Source organism: Saccharibacillus sp. CPCC 101409 (assembly GCF_030518235.1).
Classification (GTDB): domain Bacteria; phylum Bacillota; class Bacilli; order Paenibacillales; family Paenibacillaceae; genus Saccharibacillus.
Window position 1 is genome coordinate 269,597 of record NZ_JAULSA010000002.1, and the last position, 17,389, is coordinate 286,985.

The window sequence follows — 17,389 nt, forward strand, 5'->3', positions numbered from 1 at the left end:
CAAGTGGCTAATAACAATTTGACAAACAAGCAGCCGATTCCGACCCTGACGGCGGCGGACTTCCAGCCGGTCGATATCAACCAGCGGGAATCGGAAGCCATCAAACGCGAAAGCCTGTCGGCATGGCGCGATACCTGGGAACGCCTGCGCAGCAATAAAGTCGCCATGGGCGCGTTGATCGCCCTGTTCGTAATCGTGCTCGCTTCGCTGATCGGTCCCGTGATTTCGCACTGGGTTCACGGTTACAATTATAAATCCAACGATCTGTTGGCGACTAACCAGAAGCCTTCGGGCACGCACTGGTTCGGCACCGACGACCTCGGCCGCGATATGTTCGTGCGGACGTGGATGGGCGCCCGGATCTCGCTGACGATCGGTCTGGCGGCGGCGCTGATCGATCTGCTGATCGGCGTGATCTACGGCGGCATCATGGGTTACTTCGGCGGCCGCGTCGATACGGTCATGAACAAATTTTCCGAAATTTTGTACGCGATTCCTTACCTGCTCGTTACCATCCTGCTGCTGGTCGTATTCAAGCCGAGCCTGGGCACAATCATTCTGGCTCTGACCATTACCGGCTGGATCAATATGTCCTGGATCGTACGGGGCGAAATCCTGAAGCTGAAAAGCCGGGAATACGTTCTGGCTTCGCGTTCGATGGGCGCAGGCACGGGCAGACTGCTGTTCCGTCACCTCCTGCCGAATGCAAGCGGTCCAATTATCGTTACGCTGACGCTGTCGGTGCCGAGCGCCATTTTTGCGGAATCGTTCCTGAGCTTCCTCGGTCTGGGCGTACAGGCTCCGATCTCCTCGCTCGGTTCGATGGTCGAAAACGCGCTGACCGGCTGGATGTACTACCCGTGGCGGATGCTGTTCCCGGCGGTTCTGATCAGTTTGATCATGCTGGCGTTCACTCTGCTGGGAGACGGCCTGCGCGATGCGCTCGACCCGTCGCTCAAAAATAAGTAATCCGCAAATTCTAAAGTGAAGGAGGCGTCAGCCATGGGAGCACAACTGGGCAAGAACCTGATCGAAGTCGAAGGGCTGAAGAAGTATTTTAATGTAGGAAAAGGCAAAGTGCTCAAAGCGGTCGACAACCTGAACTTTTATATTCGCGAAGGCGAAACGCTCGGTATGGTGGGCGAATCCGGCTGCGGCAAATCGACGGCGGGACGCACCATTCTGCGCTTGTACGAACCGACCGCAGGCAGCGTGCGCTTCAACGGAACCGACATTTACAAGCTTTCTCCTTCGAAAATGAAGGCGATGCGCCGCGATATGCAGATGATCTTCCAGGACCCGTATGCTTCCCTGAATCCCCGCTTTACGGTATCGGATATTATCGGCGAAGCGCTGGATATCCACAATATGGCCGGCAGCCGGGGCGAACGTAAAAAGCGGATCGAAGAACTGCTCGACCTGGTCGGTCTCAATACCGATCACGCGACCCGCTACCCGCATGAATTCTCGGGCGGCCAGCGCCAACGGATCGGGATTGCCCGCGCGCTTGCGGTTAACCCGAAATTTATTATCTGCGACGAACCGATCTCCGCGCTCGACGTGTCGATTCAGGCTCAGGTCGTCAACCTGCTGCAGGAACTGCAGGAGCGTCTCGGACTGACTTATCTGTTTATCGCGCACGATCTGTCGATGGTCAAGCATATCAGCGACCGCGTCGCCGTTATGTACCTCGGCAAAATGGTCGAGCTGGCGGAAAGCGAAGAATTGTACCGCAACCCGATCCACCCGTACACCAAGTCGCTGCTGTCCGCGATTCCGGTTCCGGACCCGGAAGTCGAATCGCAAAGAAAACGGATTCTGATGACGGCCGAAGGCGGCGGTCCGATCCGCTCGGCGGACGACGATTCGGAACAGCCGACGCTGGTGGAAGTTTCGCCGGGGCACTGGGTCGCTACGCCTTACTAAGAAAATAACGCTTCAAACGCCGGCCGATACGGCCGCAGCGGTTCGAAACGAATATCCGCCGTTCAAGCGGACATGCAAGCCGTCTTCCCAAGCGACTTTTCGCCCGGGAAAACGGCTTTTTACGTTTTCGGACGGTATACGAACTTTATCTCGCTCTGAACGAAAGTTGTTTTGACGACTTGGGAACGATTGGGTACAATCAAGAAGGGTTTAAGCAGAAAGCAGACAGGAGGCAGACGCCAGACATGAATGTCATTCCGCAGGCGCTTCGCAAAGGCTCGGCCTTGGGAGAAGATTATGTGCGCGGACAGCACGCGCATGGATTATACGAGTATGATTTACAGGATGAAGGCGCGCTGCGTCGCAGAGCGGATTGGCTCGATTCGGCGGAACGGCCGCGGGCCGACCGCAGGGCGCTGTTCGGCGTGCTGGAAGCCTATAATGGGAAATATAACGCTCATCCGGCCGTGAAGGAGTCGCTGGAACGGTTGAAGGACGAGCGGACGCTGGTCGTCGCGGGCGGCCAGCAGAGCGGATTGTTTACCGGCTCGCTGCTCGTGGTTTACAAAGCGGCGACGATTATCCATGCCGCGCGCGAAGCTTCGCGGCGGCTGGAGCGGGAAGTTGTGCCGGTGTTCTGGATCGCGGGCGAAGACCACGACTGGGACGAAGCGGATCATACGTATGTGCTGACGCCGGAGCTCGACGTCCGGCGTCTGCGTATGGAAGCGTGGCACGACGGCAAGTCGTCCGTCAGCGAGATCGCCGTTTCGCCGGAGCGCTGGGAAGAAGCGGTTGCGGAACTGGAATCGCTGCTGCCGGATACGGAGTTCAAAGGCGAGGTCCTGGAAATGCTTTGGAGCGAACTGCCGGATTCGGTCAGCCTGAGCGCCGGGTTCGCCCGGCTGATCGGCCGATTGTTCGGGCGCTACGGGTTGATTCTGGTCGATTCGGCCGATCCCGCGCTGCGGGCGGTCGAGCAGCCGATGTTCCGGCAGCTGATCGAGCGCAACGACGAGTTCGAGTCGGCTTATCTGACCGCCGCCCGCCGGATCGAAGATTCCGGTTACGAGCAGCAGGCGCAGGCCGTGGAAGGCGGCGCCAATCTGTTCTATGTACACGAAGGCCAGCGGCTGCTGCTGTTCAAGCAGGATGGCAAATTCGCCGACCGCCGCGGAACGGTGATTCTCACCAAAGAAGAGCTGCTGGAGCGTCTTGAGCGATGTCCGGAGTGTTTCAGCAATAATGTGCTGACGCGTCCGCTGATGCAGGATTATCTGTTTCCGGTGCTCTCGGCCGTGCTGGGCCTCGGCGAAGTCGCCTACTGGGCGGGCACGCTGGACGGATTCAAAGCGGCCGGCATGCAGATGCCGATTCTTCAGCCGCGGATGTCGTTTACGCTGCTGGAACCGCCGGTTAGAAAGCATATGGAGCATTACGGACTTTCGTTCGACGACGTGATGGAGCGCTTCGACGAGCGGCGCGAAGCCTGGCTGGCGGAGCAGGACAAACTGGGCATGGACGATCGCTTCGAAGCCGCCAAAGCCGAGTTCGAACGGCTGTATGCGCCGGTGATCGAAAGGCTCGGCGAACTGCAGCCCGGATTGACGCGGCTCGGCGAGACAAACCGCTCGAAGATCATCGACCAGATTTCCTTTTTGCAGGGCAAGACCAAGCAGACCATTGAGCGCCAGAACGAAGCGGAACTGCGCCGGTGGGAACGAATCGTCAAAACGCTGTTTCCGCTGGACCGGCCGCAGGAACGCGTATATACGGTTTTCTACGTATTGAACCGCTGCGGGCTGGAATGGATCGAAGAGCTGATGGCGATCGAACCGGACTTGACGGGCGGGCACCGCATCGTCGAATTGTAAGAGTATCGGGCATTGTAAACCAGTCCATCATTTCGGGAGGTACATTTATGAGTTCACTGGCCAAGCAAAACAGCATTATCGCCGATCCGAGCCTGGCGCCGGAAGGGCATCTCAAGATCGATTGGGCGTCCGCCCATATGCCGGTGCTGAACCGGATTCGGGAGCAGTTCGAACGCGATCAGCCTTTTAAAGGATTGAAAGTGTCGGTGTGCCTGCACCTTGAAGCCAAGACCGCTTATCTGGCGAAAGTGATTCAGGCGGGCGGCGCGGAAGTCACGATTACCGGCAGCAACCCGCTGTCCACGCAGGACGACGTGTGCGCGGCGCTGGTCGAAGACGGCATTACCGTATTCGCCAAGTACCAGCCCGCTCCGGGCGAGCTCAAAGCGCTGAACATCAAAGCGCTCGAAGCGAAGCCGGATCTGATTATCGACGACGGCGGCGATCTGGCGACGATACTGCACGGAGAGCGTCCCGATCTGCTGGAAGGCATCCGCGGCGGCGCCGAAGAAACGACGACGGGAATCATCAAGCTGCGCTCGCTCGAAAACGAAGGCACGCTGAAGCTGCCGATGATCGGCGTCAACGAAGCGTTCTGCAAATCGCTGTTCGATAACCGCTACGGCACGGGCCAGTCGGCCTGGGACGGCATCATGCGGACGACCAATCTGATCGTAGCGGGCAAAACGGTCGTCGTAGTCGGTTACGGTTGGTGCGGCAAAGGCATGGCGATGAGAGCGCGGGGACTCGGGGCCAACGTTATCGTGACCGAAGTCGATCCGATCAAAGCGGTGGAAGCGCATATGGAAGGTTTCCGCGTGATGACGATGCTCGAAGCGGCGAAGCTGGGCGATTTTTTCATTACGGTCACCGGCAACAAAGCGGTAATCGCGGGCGAGCATTTCGATGTGATGAAAGACGGAGCGATCCTGTCCAACGCGGGACACTTCGACGTCGAAGTCAACAAACCGGATATGGAAGAACGTTCGGAATCGATCCGGACCGTGCGCAAAAATATCGAAGAGTACCAGTTCAAAGACGGACGCAAAATTTACCTGCTTGCCGAAGGGCGGCTGGTGAACCTGGGCGCCGCCGACGGCCACCCGGCCGAAATCATGGACATGACGTTCGCGCTGCAGGCGCTTTCGCTGCGCTATGTGAACGAGCATTACGAAGAGATCGGCCGCCATATGATCAAGGTGCCGTACGAGCTCGACGAACAGGTGGCCCGTTACAAACTGGACAGCATGGATATCCGGATCGACGAGCTGAGCGAGATGCAGAAAACGTATTTGCAAAGCTGGAATGTCTAACAAAACGATAGGCTGATTCCTTAAAAGGCCGTTTTCCCGAAGGATTTACAGGGGAAACGGCCTTTTTTAGTTGAAAAAAGGAGAATGAATTCGAAAAAAACGTCAAATACGGCGAAATTTCATGAAATTTGCGGAAGGACTTTGATTTCGCGCGTCGAATCTATTATGCTGTAAGTGGTGGAAAGTGGTATGAAGTGGAGGAGAACGGGCGAGGAGTGGATCGAACGATGTTTATGGGCGAATACAGGCATAACATCGACGACAAAGGCCGCATTATCATGCCGGCCAAATTCCGGGAACGGCTCGGCGCGTCCTGTATTGTGACGCGGGGGCTCGACCAGTGCTTGTTCGTTTACTCCGAGCAGGAATGGGGACTTCTCGAAAGCAAGCTCAAGAACCTTCCGCTGATGAAAGCCGACGCGCGCGCTTTCACCCGGTTTTTCTTCTCGGGTGCGGCCGAATGCGAATGGGACAAGCAGGGAAGGGCCGGTCTGCCCGCCAACTTGCGCGAATACGCCAAGTTGGACAAGGAGTGCGTCATTATCGGCGCCGGCGGACGGGTGGAGATCTGGAGCCGAGAAGTATGGGAACCTTACTATTCGAAGTCCGAAGAATCGTTCGGCGAGATCGCCGAGAAGCTGACGGATTTCGATATCGACTTTTGACTATGCGAAATTTAATTTGACTGGTAATGTCTGGGGGATACGAAATTGTTTCATCATATCACGGTGCTCAAAGAAGAAGCGGTCGAAGGGCTGAATATCAGACCGGGCGGCATTTACGTCGACTGCACCCTGGGCGGAGCGGGACACAGTTCGCTGATCGCTTCGAAACTCGGGGAAGGCGGCAGGCTGATCGCTCTGGATCAGGACGACTGGGCGCTGAACAACGCGCGCGAACAGCTGTCGCAATACGGCGACCGCGTCGCGCTCGTCAAGACCAATTTCCGCGAGCTGGAAGAAGCGCTGCGCGGCGCCGGCGTTCCGTTGGACGACGAAGGCGTACCGAAAGTCGACGGATTCCTGTTCGACCTCGGCGTATCGTCGCCGCAGTTCGACGAAGCGTCCCGCGGTTTCAGCTACAATCACGAGGCACCGCTCGATATGCGCATGGACCAATCTTCGGAATTGACGGCGAGAACGATCATCAACGAATGGCCCGAGGAAGAAATCGCCCGTATTCTTTACCGCTACGGCGAGGAGAAGTTTTCCCGCCGGATCGCGGGCAGGATCGGCCAGCATCGGGCCAAGCAGCCGATCGAGACGACGACCGAGCTTGCGGAGATCGTCAAGGAAGGCATCCCGGCGGCCGCCCGCAGAACGGGCGGACATCCGGCCAAGCGCAGCTTTCAGGCGCTGCGAATCGCGGTCAACGACGAGCTGTCCGCGTTCGAGGACGCGCTGCATTCCGCGGTACGCTGTCTGGCCAAGGGCGGCCGGGTCAGCGTGATTACGTTCCACTCGCTCGAAGACCGGATCTGCAAGCAGATCCTGCTGGGCTATACCGGCAAGAACGTGGCGCCGCCCGGTTTTCCGGTCGAGGTGTACGAAGGGCCGAACAGCATCAAACTGATCAATCGCAAGCCGATCCTGCCGACGGACACGGAGATCGAACAGAATCCGAGAGCGCGTTCGGCCAAGCTTCGCATCGCAGAGAAACTGGACTAATTCCAAAACGAGGAGACTGATTCAATGGCACAGACACGCGGCAATCTGGCGGTCCGGGAACAAGAGAAGCGGCAGGCTTCGCAGCAGTACCGCGAGACAACGACGGTCGTAACCCGTCGTGTCGAGCTTCCGACGAAAGAAAAAGCGCTGTATCTGGCAAGCGTACTGGTGGCGGTGGTGCTGTGCAGCATCGTGGCCTGGCGCTACGTACATATCTACGATCTGAATCACCAGATCTCTTCGGTTCAAGGAGAGACCAATCAGATCAAGAAAGATATCGCCCAGGCGGAACGCGAACGGCAGGAACTTCGCCAGGCGATCGTGCCGACGGCACTGAGCATGGGACTCGTTCAAGCGACGGAACACGAACCGATCTTCGTCGAACGCAGCAGCGAAACGGACAAAAGCGGGAAATAGAGACGCACACAGCGACTTGTCTCGATCTATTGCAGAAAGACAAGCTTCCGGACAGCCAAGAATTCTACAACAAGACCGTGACGCCGGTCCGCGTTTTTCCCACGGGAAAAGCGCGGATTGAAACAGGCAGGAGGTTCCATGTCATGATGACAAAAAGAGTGAAAATGCGCACACTGCTGATTGGAGGGGGGATTACCCTCTTTTTTCTCGTTCTGGTCGGAAGAATCTTTTTCCTCCAGGTGGTTCAGGGAGACTTCTGGCATGACAAAGCCGTGAAGCAGTGGTCCACATCGAAAGTGCTGCGCTCCGAACGCGGCGCGATCACGGATCGCAACGGCAAGGAGCTGGCCGTCGATTCGCCGGCTTACGCCGTCGTCGTCGAGCCGAGTATTATCGACAAGCGCGGCACGGCCGACGATGTGGTGTCTATTTTGCAGCAGAAGCTCGGCGTGTCCGAAAGCAAGCTGCGGGAAATGGTAACGCGCAAGTACCAGAAAGACGGTGACACTTACAAAAAAGGCGATTACAGCGTATGGGTCGAAGTGCGGCCGCAGGGATGGAAGATCGACGGCGATCTCAAAGCCGAGATCGAGTCTTCGATCGCGCAGGTGCGCGAAGCGAAAGGTCTGGATAAAAGTACGGATATCGGCATCGTGTTCGACGATCAGATCAAACGCTTCTATCCCCAGCACACGCTGGCGGCGAACGTACTCGGCTATATCGACAAAGAAGGCAATCCGAAGTACGGCATCGAGTCTTACTGGGACGAACAGCTTAAAGGCGTGGACGGGAAGATCGATTTCCTGAGAGACGCCAAGGGCGTGGAACTGCCGGAGGGGAAAAGCCAGGTGACGCTGCCCAAGAACGGGAGCGATATCCAGCTGACTCTCGACGGCACGATTCAGTATTACGCGGAGCAGGCGGCGAAAAAAGCATACGAAGAGTATAAGCCGAAAAGTATTTCGGTGATCGCGGCCGATCCGAATACGATGGATATTCTGGCAATGGTCAATATGCCGACGTTCGATCCGAACGATTACGCCGATTATGCGGACGATCTGGCCAACTTTACCAATCTCGCCGTAACCGGCAGCTACGAACCGGGTTCGACATTCAAGATCGTGACTTTATCGGCGGCGGTGCAGGAAGGCAAGTTCGATCCGAACGCGTCGTACCAATCGGGTTCGATCCGGATCGGCAGAAGCACCGTGCACGATATCAACGGAGGTTGGGGTCCGACCACTTACCTGGACGGCGTCAAGCACTCCAGTAACGTCGCTTTCGTCAAGCTGGGTTACGAAATGGTGGGCACCAAGAAGCTGACCGACTATATCAAAAATTTCGGCTTCGGCGAGAAAACGGGCATCCAGCTTCCCGGCGAACTGAAAGGCACCATGTCCGTAAACGAAAAGAGTCCGCTGATCAACCAGGCGGCGATTACGTTCGGGCACAACGTGGCCGTTACGCCGATTCAGCAAATCGCGGCCATCTCGGCCGTGGCTAACGGCGGCCATCTGCTGGAGCCGCATATCGTCAAATCGGTCAGCAATCCGCAGACCGGCGAGGTCGATATCAAGAACGATGTCAAGAAGATCCGCGACGTGATTACGCCCGAGACGGCCAAAGCCGTCAGCGGCTATCTGGAGCAGGTCGTATCCGATCAGAAGATCGGCACGGGCCGCCACGCCTATATTCCGGGCTACCGCGTCGCCGGCAAGACCGGCACCGCGGAGAAAACCGGCGATAAAGACGCGAGCGGCAACGCTTATTCCAAATCGCGCTCGGTCGTTTCCTTCGTCGCTTACGCGCCGGCGGACGATCCCAAGATCGCCGTGTTCTTCATGATCGACGAACCGAACGACCCCAAAGCCGGCGGCGGTTCGGCCGCGGCGCCTTACGTCAAAGAAATCATCTCGCAGACGCTGGAGTACATGGGCGTGCCGAAGCAGTTCTCGGATACGGATATCCAAGCCGAAACCGAGAACGCTTCGACCGGCGATACACTGCTCAAAGTAACCGCGCCGAATCTCAAAACGATGAATATCGAAGACGCCAAGTCGAAGCTGCTGGAAGAAGGCATCGCTTACGAACAGGTCGGGGCGGGCGCCAAAGTCCTGGAGCAGTACCCGGCCGAAAGCAGCGCGATGTACGCCGGCCAGAAGATCTATCTGCTGACCGAGGACAAAGAAACGATGAAGGTGCCGGACCTGACGGGACTTGCGCTACGCGACGCGGTCGATATCCTGACGCTGATGGATGTATCGATCAGCACAAAGGGATCGGGCTATGTCGCTTCGCAGAAGCTGAAGACGGACGCGGAAGGCAGGCGGGTCGTCGTATTGACGCTCAAGTCGGCCAAAGTGACGGTAACCGGCGTCGACGATCCCGAATCGTCGGACGGCTCGACGGGCGGCGAAGCGGTCCCGGACGATACCGAGGATGCGATTACGGGCTCGGAAGAATCGGCCGGTACGGAAGACATTCCCGCTCAGCCGCCCGCGGACCCCGCTCCGGAGAGCGAGGCCGCACCGCTGAACTGACAAGATAAGCCGCAGCCCGGGCCTGCCATCAGCAGGTTCGGGCATTTTGCGGCCCGGGCTTTACCACGAATACTTAACCGGACAAGGGAGGCTTTTTACATGCTTTTGAAACAATTGGCATCGCAGCTCACAGGCGCGCGTCTGATCGGCAGCGGCGAAACGGAATGTACGGGCATCGAGATCGACTCGCGCAAAGTGAAAGCGGGCGATCTGTTCATCTGTCTGCCTGGCTTTACGGTGGACGGCCACGATTATGCCAAGCAGGCGGAAGAAAGCGGAGCCGCGGCGCTTGTCGTCCAGCGGGAACTGGATACGGATCTGCCCCAACTGCTCGTACGCGACAGCCGGACGGTCATGGCGGTGCTGGCGAACGTATTCTACAACGAGCCGAGCCGGCGCATGCGCCTGATCGGCGTCACGGGCACGAACGGCAAAACGACGACATCTTATCTGATCGAGCGCATTATGCAGGACCACGGCGTCAAAACGGGTCTGATCGGCACGATTCAAATGCGCTACGACGGAGAAGTCTTCCCGATGTCCGGCACGACGCCGGAATCGCTCGGTTTGCAGCGTTCGTTTGCGGACATGGCGGAGCGCGGAGTGGAATGCTGCGTGATGGAAGTATCGTCGCACGCGCTTGAGCAAGGACGCGTCAAAGGAACGGACTACCGCACCGCGATCTTTACCAACCTGTCGCAGGATCATCTGGATTATCACCATACGATGGAAGAGTACCGCGCCGCGAAAGGATTGTTTTTCGCCCGGCTCGGCAATCGTCTGCCGCTGGAGCCGTCCGAACGCAAGTACGCCGTGTTGAACGCCGACGACGACGCTTCGGAATATTTTCGCAAAATAACGGCGGCGGAGGCCGTGACGTACGGCGTGGAAAACGACTGCGACGTACGGGCTTCGCGAATTCAGATTACCGCCAAAGGCACCTCGTTCCATGTGGACACGTTCCGGGGCTCGGCCGATGTACAGCTTCGCATGGTCGGCAAATTCAACGTATACAACGCGCTGGCCGCCATCACCGCGGCGCTGATCGAAGGCGTGGAGCTCGAACGGATCAAGGCCAGCCTGGAATCGGTCGCGGGCGTGGACGGACGGGTCGAAGCGGTGGACGCGGGCCAGCCGTTTGCGATCGTGGTCGATTACGCGCATACGCCGGACGGCCTGGAAAACGTGCTGCGCACCGTGTGCGAGTTTGCGGAGAAAAGAGTGCTGTGCGTATTCGGCTGCGGCGGGGACCGCGACCGGACGAAGCGCCCGATCATGGGCCGCATCGCCGCGAAGTACAGCGATCTGGCTTTTGTCACGTCGGATAATCCGCGCACCGAAGATCCGGATGCTATCTTGAAAGACATCGAAGCGGGATTGATCGAAGACGGCGTGGACCCGGGCAAGTATACGCTGATCGTCGACCGCGCCGAAGCGATCCGCCGCGCGGTGGAAGAAGCGCAGCCGGGCGACGTGGTGCTGATCGCGGGCAAAGGCCACGAGACCTATCAGCTGGTCGGCAAGCAGGTGCTGGACTTCGACGACCGGATCGTCGCGGCGGAGGCGGTAAGGGGAGTCGCGAAATGATGAAACGGACACTCGGCCGGGTGGCCGAAATGTGCGGAGGCCGGCTGCTCGATCCGGCCTGCGCGGATAACCCGATACGCGGCGTTTCCCGGGATTCCCGCAGCCTGGAGCCGGACTGTCTGTTCGTGCCGCTGGGCGGGGCGAACGTCGACGGGCATGCGTTCGTAGCCGGCGCTTTACAGGGCGGAGCGGGCGCTTCGTTCTGGCAAAAAGGACGCGAAGGCGCGCCGGACGGGCCGATTGTCGAAGTGGACGACGTATTGGAGGCGCTGCAAACCCTGGCTTCCGCTTACCTGCGGGAAACGGGGGCCAAAGTAGTCGGCATCACGGGCAGCAATGGCAAGACGACGACCAAAGACATGGTGTTCTCGCTGCTGGAAACCCGGTTTCGCGTGCATAAGACGCAGGGGAATTTCAACAACCATCTGGGACTGCCGCTTACCCTGCTGGGTATGCCGGAAAACAGCGAGATCGTCGTGCTGGAGATGGGCATGAGCGGTCTCGGCGAGATCGAGCTGCTGGCCAAGATCGCGCCGCCGGACGTGGCGATCGTGACCAACATCGGCGAGTCGCATCTGCTGACGCTCGGCAGCCGCGAGAATATCGCGCGCGCCAAGCTGGAGATCGCAGCGGGCGCCAAGCCGGGCGGCCTGCTGATCTACAACGGCGACGAGCCGCTGATTCACGCCGTATTGGGCGAATTGGAGCCGACGCTGCCGCAGGGGCTGCGGACATTCACGTTCGGGCTGGACGCCGGCAGCGACGATTATCCGACCGGCATGATGCAGGCCGAGGGCGGGATGACGTTCACGGCTTTCCGCGAAGGCGAAACGACGTTCACTCTGCCGGTCCTGGGCAGCCATAACGTCACCAACGCGCTGGCGGCCATGGCCGCGGCGAGAGAGCTCGGCGTCGGCGCGGAAGAGATGCACGCGGGCTTGATCGCGATGAGACTGACCGGCATGCGCATCGAGCGCCTGACCGGCGCATCGGGCCTGACGATCCTCAACGACGCGTACAACTCCAGTCCGACATCCGCGCGAGCGGCGATCGACGTACTGGCGGGAATGAAAGGCTACGACTCGAAAACGCTGGTGCTGGGCGATATGCTTGAGCTCGGCGAGCGGGAAATCGAATATCACCGGGAAGTGGGACGCTATGCCGGCCTTGCCGGAATCGACGCCGTTTACGCGTACGGTCCGCTGTCGGCGGCCGCGGCCGAAGGCGCGCGCGAAACGCTGCCCGAGCACGCCGTGCGGACGTTTACCGACAAACAGGCGATGATCCGCGAGCTGAGCGGCAGCCTGGGGCCGTCGGACGCCGTTCTGGTCAAGGCTTCGCGGGGAATGAAGCTTGAAGAAGTCGTGTACGCGCTGCAAAACGCGGCGCCGGCCGGCGAAAACGGAGCCTGAGCGCGGGATGGATTTACAGCTGATCTTCCTGACGGCCGCCGTATCGTTTATTCTTGCCGTGCTGGCGGGACCGCTGTGCATTCCTTTGCTCAAGCGGCTCAAGCTTGGGCAGCAGGTGCGCGGCGACGGGCCGGAAGGCCATCTGAAAAAAGCGGGAACGCCCACTATGGGCGGCATTGTTATTCTGCTGGCTTTTACGCTGGCGTTCGTCAAGTTCTCCGAGGCTGGCCGGGAGTTCTACGCGCTGCTCGTTGCGACGCTCGGCTTCGGCCTCGTGGGGCTGCTGGACGACTCGATCAAGATTGTCAAAAAGCGTTCGCTGGGCTTGACTTCGCTGCAAAAATTGGCCGGGCAGCTGCTGTTCGCCGCGATTTTCTGCATGCTGCTGATCGCTTCGGGCCACAGCACGGCGCTTTCTTTTCCCGGCTTATCCGGTTCGTTCGACGGCGGGCCCTGGATTTATTATCCGTTCGTCGTACTTATGCTGCTGGCGGTCTCGAACGCGGTCAACTTTACCGACGGCGTGGACGGACTGCTGTCTTCCGTCAGCGCGCCGGCATTCGGCGCTTATGCGCTGATCGCGATCCAGGCGACGCAGTTCCCGGCGGCGATCGGGGCTTCGGCGATGGCGGGGGCGGTGCTCGGATTCTTCGTGTATAACGCTCACCCGGCCCGCGTATTCATGGGCGATACGGGTTCGCTCGGGATCGGCGGAGCGATCGGAGCGATCGCGGTCTTGACGAAGCAGGAGCTGTTGTTTCTTGTGATCGGCGGCGTGTTCGTCGTCGAAATGCTGTCTGTCGCGCTGCAGGTGATTTCGTTCAAAGCGCGCGGCAAGCGGATTTTTAAAATGAGTCCGATTCATCATCATTACGAGCTGTCCGGATGGTCGGAGCGGCGCATCGTCGCTGTTTTCTTCGGGGCGTCGCTGATTCTGGCCGCGTTCGGGCTGTATCTCGGCAGGGGGCTGTTGTAGGAAGATGGAACATCCAAAAGAGTATGCAAATCGCGAAGTCGTCGTGCTCGGACTGGCCAGAAGCGGCGTGTCCGCCGCCAGAACGATGCACGCCTTCGGCGCCGTCGTCAAAGTCAACGACCGCAAGCCTCGGGAAGAAAGCCCCGAAGCGGAAGAACTCGAACAGCTCGGAATCGAAGTGCTCTGCGGCGGACATCCGGACGGATTGATTCATCCGGAAGTGGCGCTGGTCATCAAAAATCCGGGCATTCCGTATACGGCGTCTCCGGTCGCCCGGGCGATCGAACTGGGCATCGAAGTCGTTACGGAAGTGGAAGTCGCTTATTATCTGTCCGCTGCGCCGATGATCGGGATCACCGGTTCCAACGGCAAAACGACGACGACGACCTGGATCGGCAATATACTGACTTCGGCGGGATCGAAGCCGATCGTGGCCGGCAATATCGGCACGCCTCTGTGCGACGCCGCTCTGGAAGCGGAGCCGGAGAACTGGATCGTAGCGGAGCTGAGCAGCTTCCAGCTTAAAGGCACGCGCGATTTTGCTCCGCGCATCGCCTGTTTGCTGAATGTGGCCGAGACCCATCTGGATTATCACGGCTCGATGGACGATTACACGGCGTCCAAAGCGAAGATTTTTGCCAATCAGACGCCTGAGGACACTTCCGTGGTCAACTGGGACGATCCTTACTGCCGCAGTCTGGTTCCTTACCTGAAAGGGCGGGTGCTGCCTTTCTCCATGACGGAGGAACTGCCGCTGGAAGGCGTGTACGCCGAGCCGCCTTACCTGACGGATGCCGAAGAACCGAACCGTAAGATCGTATACCGCGACGCCGAGGGTGCCGTGCACGAAATCGTCCGGACCGCCGAGATCGGCATACCGGGTACCTATAATGTGGCAAATGCGATGGCGGCCTGCGCGGCTTCGATCGCCTCCGGCGTTCGTCCCGAACAGCTCAAGCAGCCGCTTAAAGAGTTCGGCGGCGTGGAGCATCGTCTGGAAGCGCTGGGCGAGATCGGCGGGATTACGTATTACAACAATTCCAAAGCGACCAATTCGAAAGCGACGCTGACGGCGCTGTCGGCGTTCGAGCGTCCCGTTGTACTCATCGCGGGCGGATTGGACCGGGGTTCCGATTACGAAGAACTGTCCCCGGCGCTGGAGACCAAAGTCAAAGCGCTGGTCACGCTGGGAGAAACGCGCGAGCGGATCGCGGCTGTGGCCCGCCGCGCCGGCGTTGCGGACGTTTCCGTAATCGAGCCGCGGGAAGACGCGGCCGATACGCTGCAAGAAGCGGTGCGCGAAGCGGTACGGCTTGCGCAGGCGGGAGATACCGTGCTGCTGTCGCCGGCCTGCGCCAGCTGGGATATGTTCGCGTCGTTCGAAGAGCGCGGCCGCGTGTTCACAGAAGCGGTCCGCTTGCAAAACGCACAGACGGGAGAGTGAGAATATGCGTGTCGTATTGACCGGCGGCGGGACCGGCGGACATATTTATCCCGCTCTCGCCATCGCCGAACAGCTCAAAGCGGATAAACCGGAAACGGAGTTTCTGTATATCGGGGGCAAGCGCGGGCTGGAGAATTCGATCGTGCCCGCCGCGGGCCTTCCGTTCGAAACGCTCGATATTACCGGCTTTCGCCGCAGCCTGTCGGCGGATAATGTCAAAACGGTTCTCCGCTTTATGCGGGGCGTTCAGATTTCGTCGCAGCTGCTGGAGAAATTCAAGCCCGACGTCGTGGTCGGCACCGGCGGATATGTGTGCGGTCCCGTCGTCTACGCGGCCCACAAGCTGCGGATTCCGACGCTGATCCACGAACAGAACGCGATTCCGGGGCTGACCAACCGCTTCCTCAGCCGCTATGTGAATACGGTGGCCGTCAGCTTCGACGGGACGCAGGGACAGTTCCCGAAAGCCCGCCGTGTGATGTACAGCGGCAATCCGCGTGCCACAACCGTGCACAGAGCGGATCGGGAAGAAGGCTTCGGCCTGCTCGGTCTGCCTTCCGGCACGCCGATCGCGCTTGTGGTCGGCGGCAGTATCGGAGCGAAAGCGATCAACGAGGCGATGCTCCAGATCGTGCCGGAGATCGCCGGTATGCCGGAAACGCATTTCGTTTATGTGACCGGCAAACGCTACTACGAAGAAGCCAAGCGCAGCCTGGACGAAGCGCCGTGGACGCCGCCCGCCAATCTGCATGTTCTGCCGTATGTGGAGCGCATGCCGGAAGTGCTGGCGGCCTCGACGCTGGTCGTCAGCCGGGCGGGCGCGTCTTTCCTGGCCGAAGTCACGTCGCTCGGCATTCCTTCGGTGCTGATTCCGTCGCCGAACGTGACGAACAACCACCAGGAAGTGAACGCCCGCGCGCTGGAAGACGAAGGCGCGGCGATCGTGATTACGGAGCGCGAACTGAGCGGCGGCAGGCTGTTCGCCGCCGTCGAAGCGATCGTGCGCGACGATTATTTGCGCACTCGCATGTCCGAGCGTTCCGCCTCGCTCGGCAAGCCCGATTCGGCCCGGATTCTGGCCGCCGAACTGGGCAAACTGGCTGTTCGGGCGAAAGCGATTCGCCGAGGTGCGCTGTGATCCGGCGTTTTCTTTGCCATCGCGCGCGGCACGTGTATAATGAACGTAACAAGAGCTTCCGCCGCTTTGGCGGCGGCACTTCCGCTTACTGCGCAATTAACCGTTCGGGCCGCGCGAATCCACAGGAAACGCGGGGCCGGAAGCGGCCGGATGGGGTACTGCCATGTTGAAAGTCGTCAAACCGACCGAACATCACGAGCAACAAGAAAAACCGAATCCGAAGCCGCGCCGCAGAGGGCGGTGGAAGCTGTGGCTGACGATTGCCGTGCTGCTGCTGGCCGTGCTAAGCGTGCTGTTCTTCCGTTCTTCGCTCAGCCGCATTCAGCAGATCGAAGTCGAAGGCAATGTGTACGTGGACCGTTCGGCGATTATCGAAGCCGCCGGCCTGCGAATCGGCAACCAGTTCTTCAGTTCGAGCGTGGACAGCGTACAGCGGCGGATCGTGTCCAACCTCAGCGCGGTCGAAAGCGCGACGGTGGAGAAGCGCTTCCCCGGCACGATCGTGCTGAAAGTCAACGAGTACGATCCCGTCGCTTACGAACTGCTGGACGACGGAACGGTGCAGGCGCTGCTCGGAAGCGGAGCGCAGGTGCAGATCAAAGATCAGGGGCTGCCGGCCGAGAAGCCGCTGCTGACCGAATGGGCGGGCAAGGACGAAGAGAAAGCCCAGCTGTGCCGGGTTCTCGCTACCATTCCGGACAGCCAGCTGTCGGACCTGTCGGAGATCATGCCGTCGCAGAGCGTATCGTATCCCGACCAGATCCGGATCTATACGCGGTCGCGCTTCGAAGTGATTACGACCGTTTCGCTGCTCAAGGACAAGCTTCAACTGCTGGGGGGCATCGTCGAACTTCAGGGGCCGGGCACGGCCACGCTGTTGGATTCCGACAACATCGTGCCTTTCGTCGACCCGGAAGCCGAAACGGAAACCGAAGAAACGCCGTGACCCCCGCTACTCCCGGTGCATAAAAGATGCTATAATATTTGCTGTATTCTCGCAAAAAGATACACAACGGCAATAAAAAAATTCGAAATGAAAGAGGGAAAGTTTAAGCCGTGTTGAATTATCTAAGTTAGTACACAACACAAAACCCG

At 59.3% G+C, this 17,389-nt stretch carries 14 protein-coding genes; all 14 read left to right on the forward strand.

The window, feature by feature from the left end:
- Positions 1-3: 3 nt before the first annotated feature.
- The 14 genes from QWJ34_RS05440 to QWJ34_RS05505 all read left to right on the forward strand — a co-directional run bounded on the left by QWJ34_RS05440 (position 4) and on the right by QWJ34_RS05505 (position 17,240).
- Positions 4-969: an ABC transporter permease gene (locus QWJ34_RS05440; RefSeq protein ID WP_302726057.1), complete on the forward strand. Its 966-nt coding sequence runs from the start codon at positions 4-6 to the stop codon at positions 967-969.
- A 33-nt stretch (positions 970-1,002) separates the two neighbouring features.
- On the forward strand, positions 1,003-1,926 hold the full coding sequence (locus QWJ34_RS05445) for an ABC transporter ATP-binding protein (RefSeq protein ID WP_302726058.1): 924 nt from the start codon (positions 1,003-1,005) through the stop codon (positions 1,924-1,926).
- A 245-nt stretch (positions 1,927-2,171) separates the two neighbouring features.
- Positions 2,172-3,800, forward strand: a complete 1,629-nt coding sequence (bshC, locus tag QWJ34_RS05450) for a bacillithiol biosynthesis cysteine-adding enzyme BshC (protein ID WP_302726059.1) — start codon at positions 2,172-2,174, stop codon at positions 3,798-3,800.
- Positions 3,801-3,847: 47 nt separating this feature from the next.
- Positions 3,848-5,113, forward strand: coding sequence for an adenosylhomocysteinase (locus QWJ34_RS05455; RefSeq protein WP_302726060.1), 1,266 nt, complete (start codon positions 3,848-3,850; stop codon positions 5,111-5,113).
- Between the two features lie 227 nt (positions 5,114-5,340).
- Positions 5,341-5,778, forward strand: coding sequence for a division/cell wall cluster transcriptional repressor MraZ (mraZ, locus tag QWJ34_RS05460; RefSeq protein WP_302726698.1), 438 nt, complete (start codon positions 5,341-5,343; stop codon positions 5,776-5,778).
- A 45-nt stretch (positions 5,779-5,823) separates the two neighbouring features.
- Positions 5,824-6,780: a 16S rRNA (cytosine(1402)-N(4))-methyltransferase RsmH gene (gene rsmH / locus QWJ34_RS05465; RefSeq protein WP_302726061.1), complete on the forward strand. Its 957-nt coding sequence runs from the start codon at positions 5,824-5,826 to the stop codon at positions 6,778-6,780.
- Between the two features lie 24 nt (positions 6,781-6,804).
- Positions 6,805-7,197 carry a hypothetical protein gene (locus tag QWJ34_RS05470; protein ID WP_302726062.1) on the forward strand — a complete coding sequence of 131 codons (393 nt, stop codon included), beginning with the start codon at positions 6,805-6,807 and terminating at the stop codon, positions 7,195-7,197.
- Positions 7,198-7,340: 143 nt separating this feature from the next.
- Complete coding sequence (locus QWJ34_RS05475) at positions 7,341-9,737, forward strand: penicillin-binding transpeptidase domain-containing protein (RefSeq protein WP_302726063.1); 2,397 nt, start codon at positions 7,341-7,343, stop codon at positions 9,735-9,737.
- A 99-nt stretch (positions 9,738-9,836) separates the two neighbouring features.
- Positions 9,837-11,324, forward strand: coding sequence for a UDP-N-acetylmuramoyl-L-alanyl-D-glutamate--2,6-diaminopimelate ligase (locus QWJ34_RS05480; RefSeq protein WP_302726064.1), 1,488 nt, complete (start codon positions 9,837-9,839; stop codon positions 11,322-11,324).
- Positions 11,324-12,736, forward strand: a complete 1,413-nt coding sequence (locus tag QWJ34_RS05485; RefSeq protein WP_302726700.1) for a UDP-N-acetylmuramoyl-tripeptide--D-alanyl-D-alanine ligase — start codon at positions 11,324-11,326, stop codon at positions 12,734-12,736. The genes QWJ34_RS05480 and QWJ34_RS05485 overlap by 1 nt, the downstream gene beginning before the upstream one ends.
- Before the next feature lie 7 nt (positions 12,737-12,743).
- Positions 12,744-13,712: a phospho-N-acetylmuramoyl-pentapeptide-transferase gene (gene mraY / locus QWJ34_RS05490; RefSeq protein ID WP_302726065.1), complete on the forward strand. Its 969-nt coding sequence runs from the start codon at positions 12,744-12,746 to the stop codon at positions 13,710-13,712.
- A gap of 4 nt (positions 13,713-13,716) precedes the next feature.
- Complete coding sequence (gene murD, locus QWJ34_RS05495) at positions 13,717-15,156, forward strand: UDP-N-acetylmuramoyl-L-alanine--D-glutamate ligase (RefSeq protein ID WP_302726066.1); 1,440 nt, start codon at positions 13,717-13,719, stop codon at positions 15,154-15,156.
- A gap of 4 nt (positions 15,157-15,160) precedes the next feature.
- On the forward strand, positions 15,161-16,294 hold the full coding sequence (gene murG, locus QWJ34_RS05500) for an undecaprenyldiphospho-muramoylpentapeptide beta-N-acetylglucosaminyltransferase (protein ID WP_302726067.1): 1,134 nt from the start codon (positions 15,161-15,163) through the stop codon (positions 16,292-16,294).
- 163 nt (positions 16,295-16,457) lie between these two features.
- Positions 16,458-17,240: a cell division protein FtsQ/DivIB gene (locus tag QWJ34_RS05505; RefSeq protein ID WP_302726068.1), complete on the forward strand. Its 783-nt coding sequence runs from the start codon at positions 16,458-16,460 to the stop codon at positions 17,238-17,240.
- Positions 17,241-17,389 lie beyond the last annotated feature (149 nt).

Coding starts and splice junctions, on each gene's coding strand:
- QWJ34_RS05445 (WP_302726058.1), top strand. CDS start 1,003: ATGGGAGCACAACTGGGCAAGAACCTGATCGAAGTCGAAGGGCTGAAG.
- bshC (WP_302726059.1), top strand. CDS start 2,172: ATGAATGTCATTCCGCAGGCGCTTCGCAAAGGCTCGGCCTTGGGAGAA.
- QWJ34_RS05455 (WP_302726060.1), top strand. CDS start 3,848: ATGAGTTCACTGGCCAAGCAAAACAGCATTATCGCCGATCCGAGCCTG.
- mraZ (WP_302726698.1), top strand. CDS start 5,341: ATGTTTATGGGCGAATACAGGCATAACATCGACGACAAAGGCCGCATT.
- QWJ34_RS05470 (WP_302726062.1), top strand. CDS start 6,805: ATGGCACAGACACGCGGCAATCTGGCGGTCCGGGAACAAGAGAAGCGG.
- QWJ34_RS05475 (WP_302726063.1), top strand. CDS start 7,341: ATGATGACAAAAAGAGTGAAAATGCGCACACTGCTGATTGGAGGGGGG.
- QWJ34_RS05480 (WP_302726064.1), top strand. CDS start 9,837: ATGCTTTTGAAACAATTGGCATCGCAGCTCACAGGCGCGCGTCTGATC.
- QWJ34_RS05485 (WP_302726700.1), top strand. CDS start 11,324: ATGAAACGGACACTCGGCCGGGTGGCCGAAATGTGCGGAGGCCGGCTG.
- mraY (WP_302726065.1), top strand. CDS start 12,744: ATGGATTTACAGCTGATCTTCCTGACGGCCGCCGTATCGTTTATTCTT.
- murD (WP_302726066.1), top strand. CDS start 13,717: ATGGAACATCCAAAAGAGTATGCAAATCGCGAAGTCGTCGTGCTCGGA.
- murG (WP_302726067.1), top strand. CDS start 15,161: ATGCGTGTCGTATTGACCGGCGGCGGGACCGGCGGACATATTTATCCC.
- QWJ34_RS05505 (WP_302726068.1), top strand. CDS start 16,458: ATGTTGAAAGTCGTCAAACCGACCGAACATCACGAGCAACAAGAAAAA.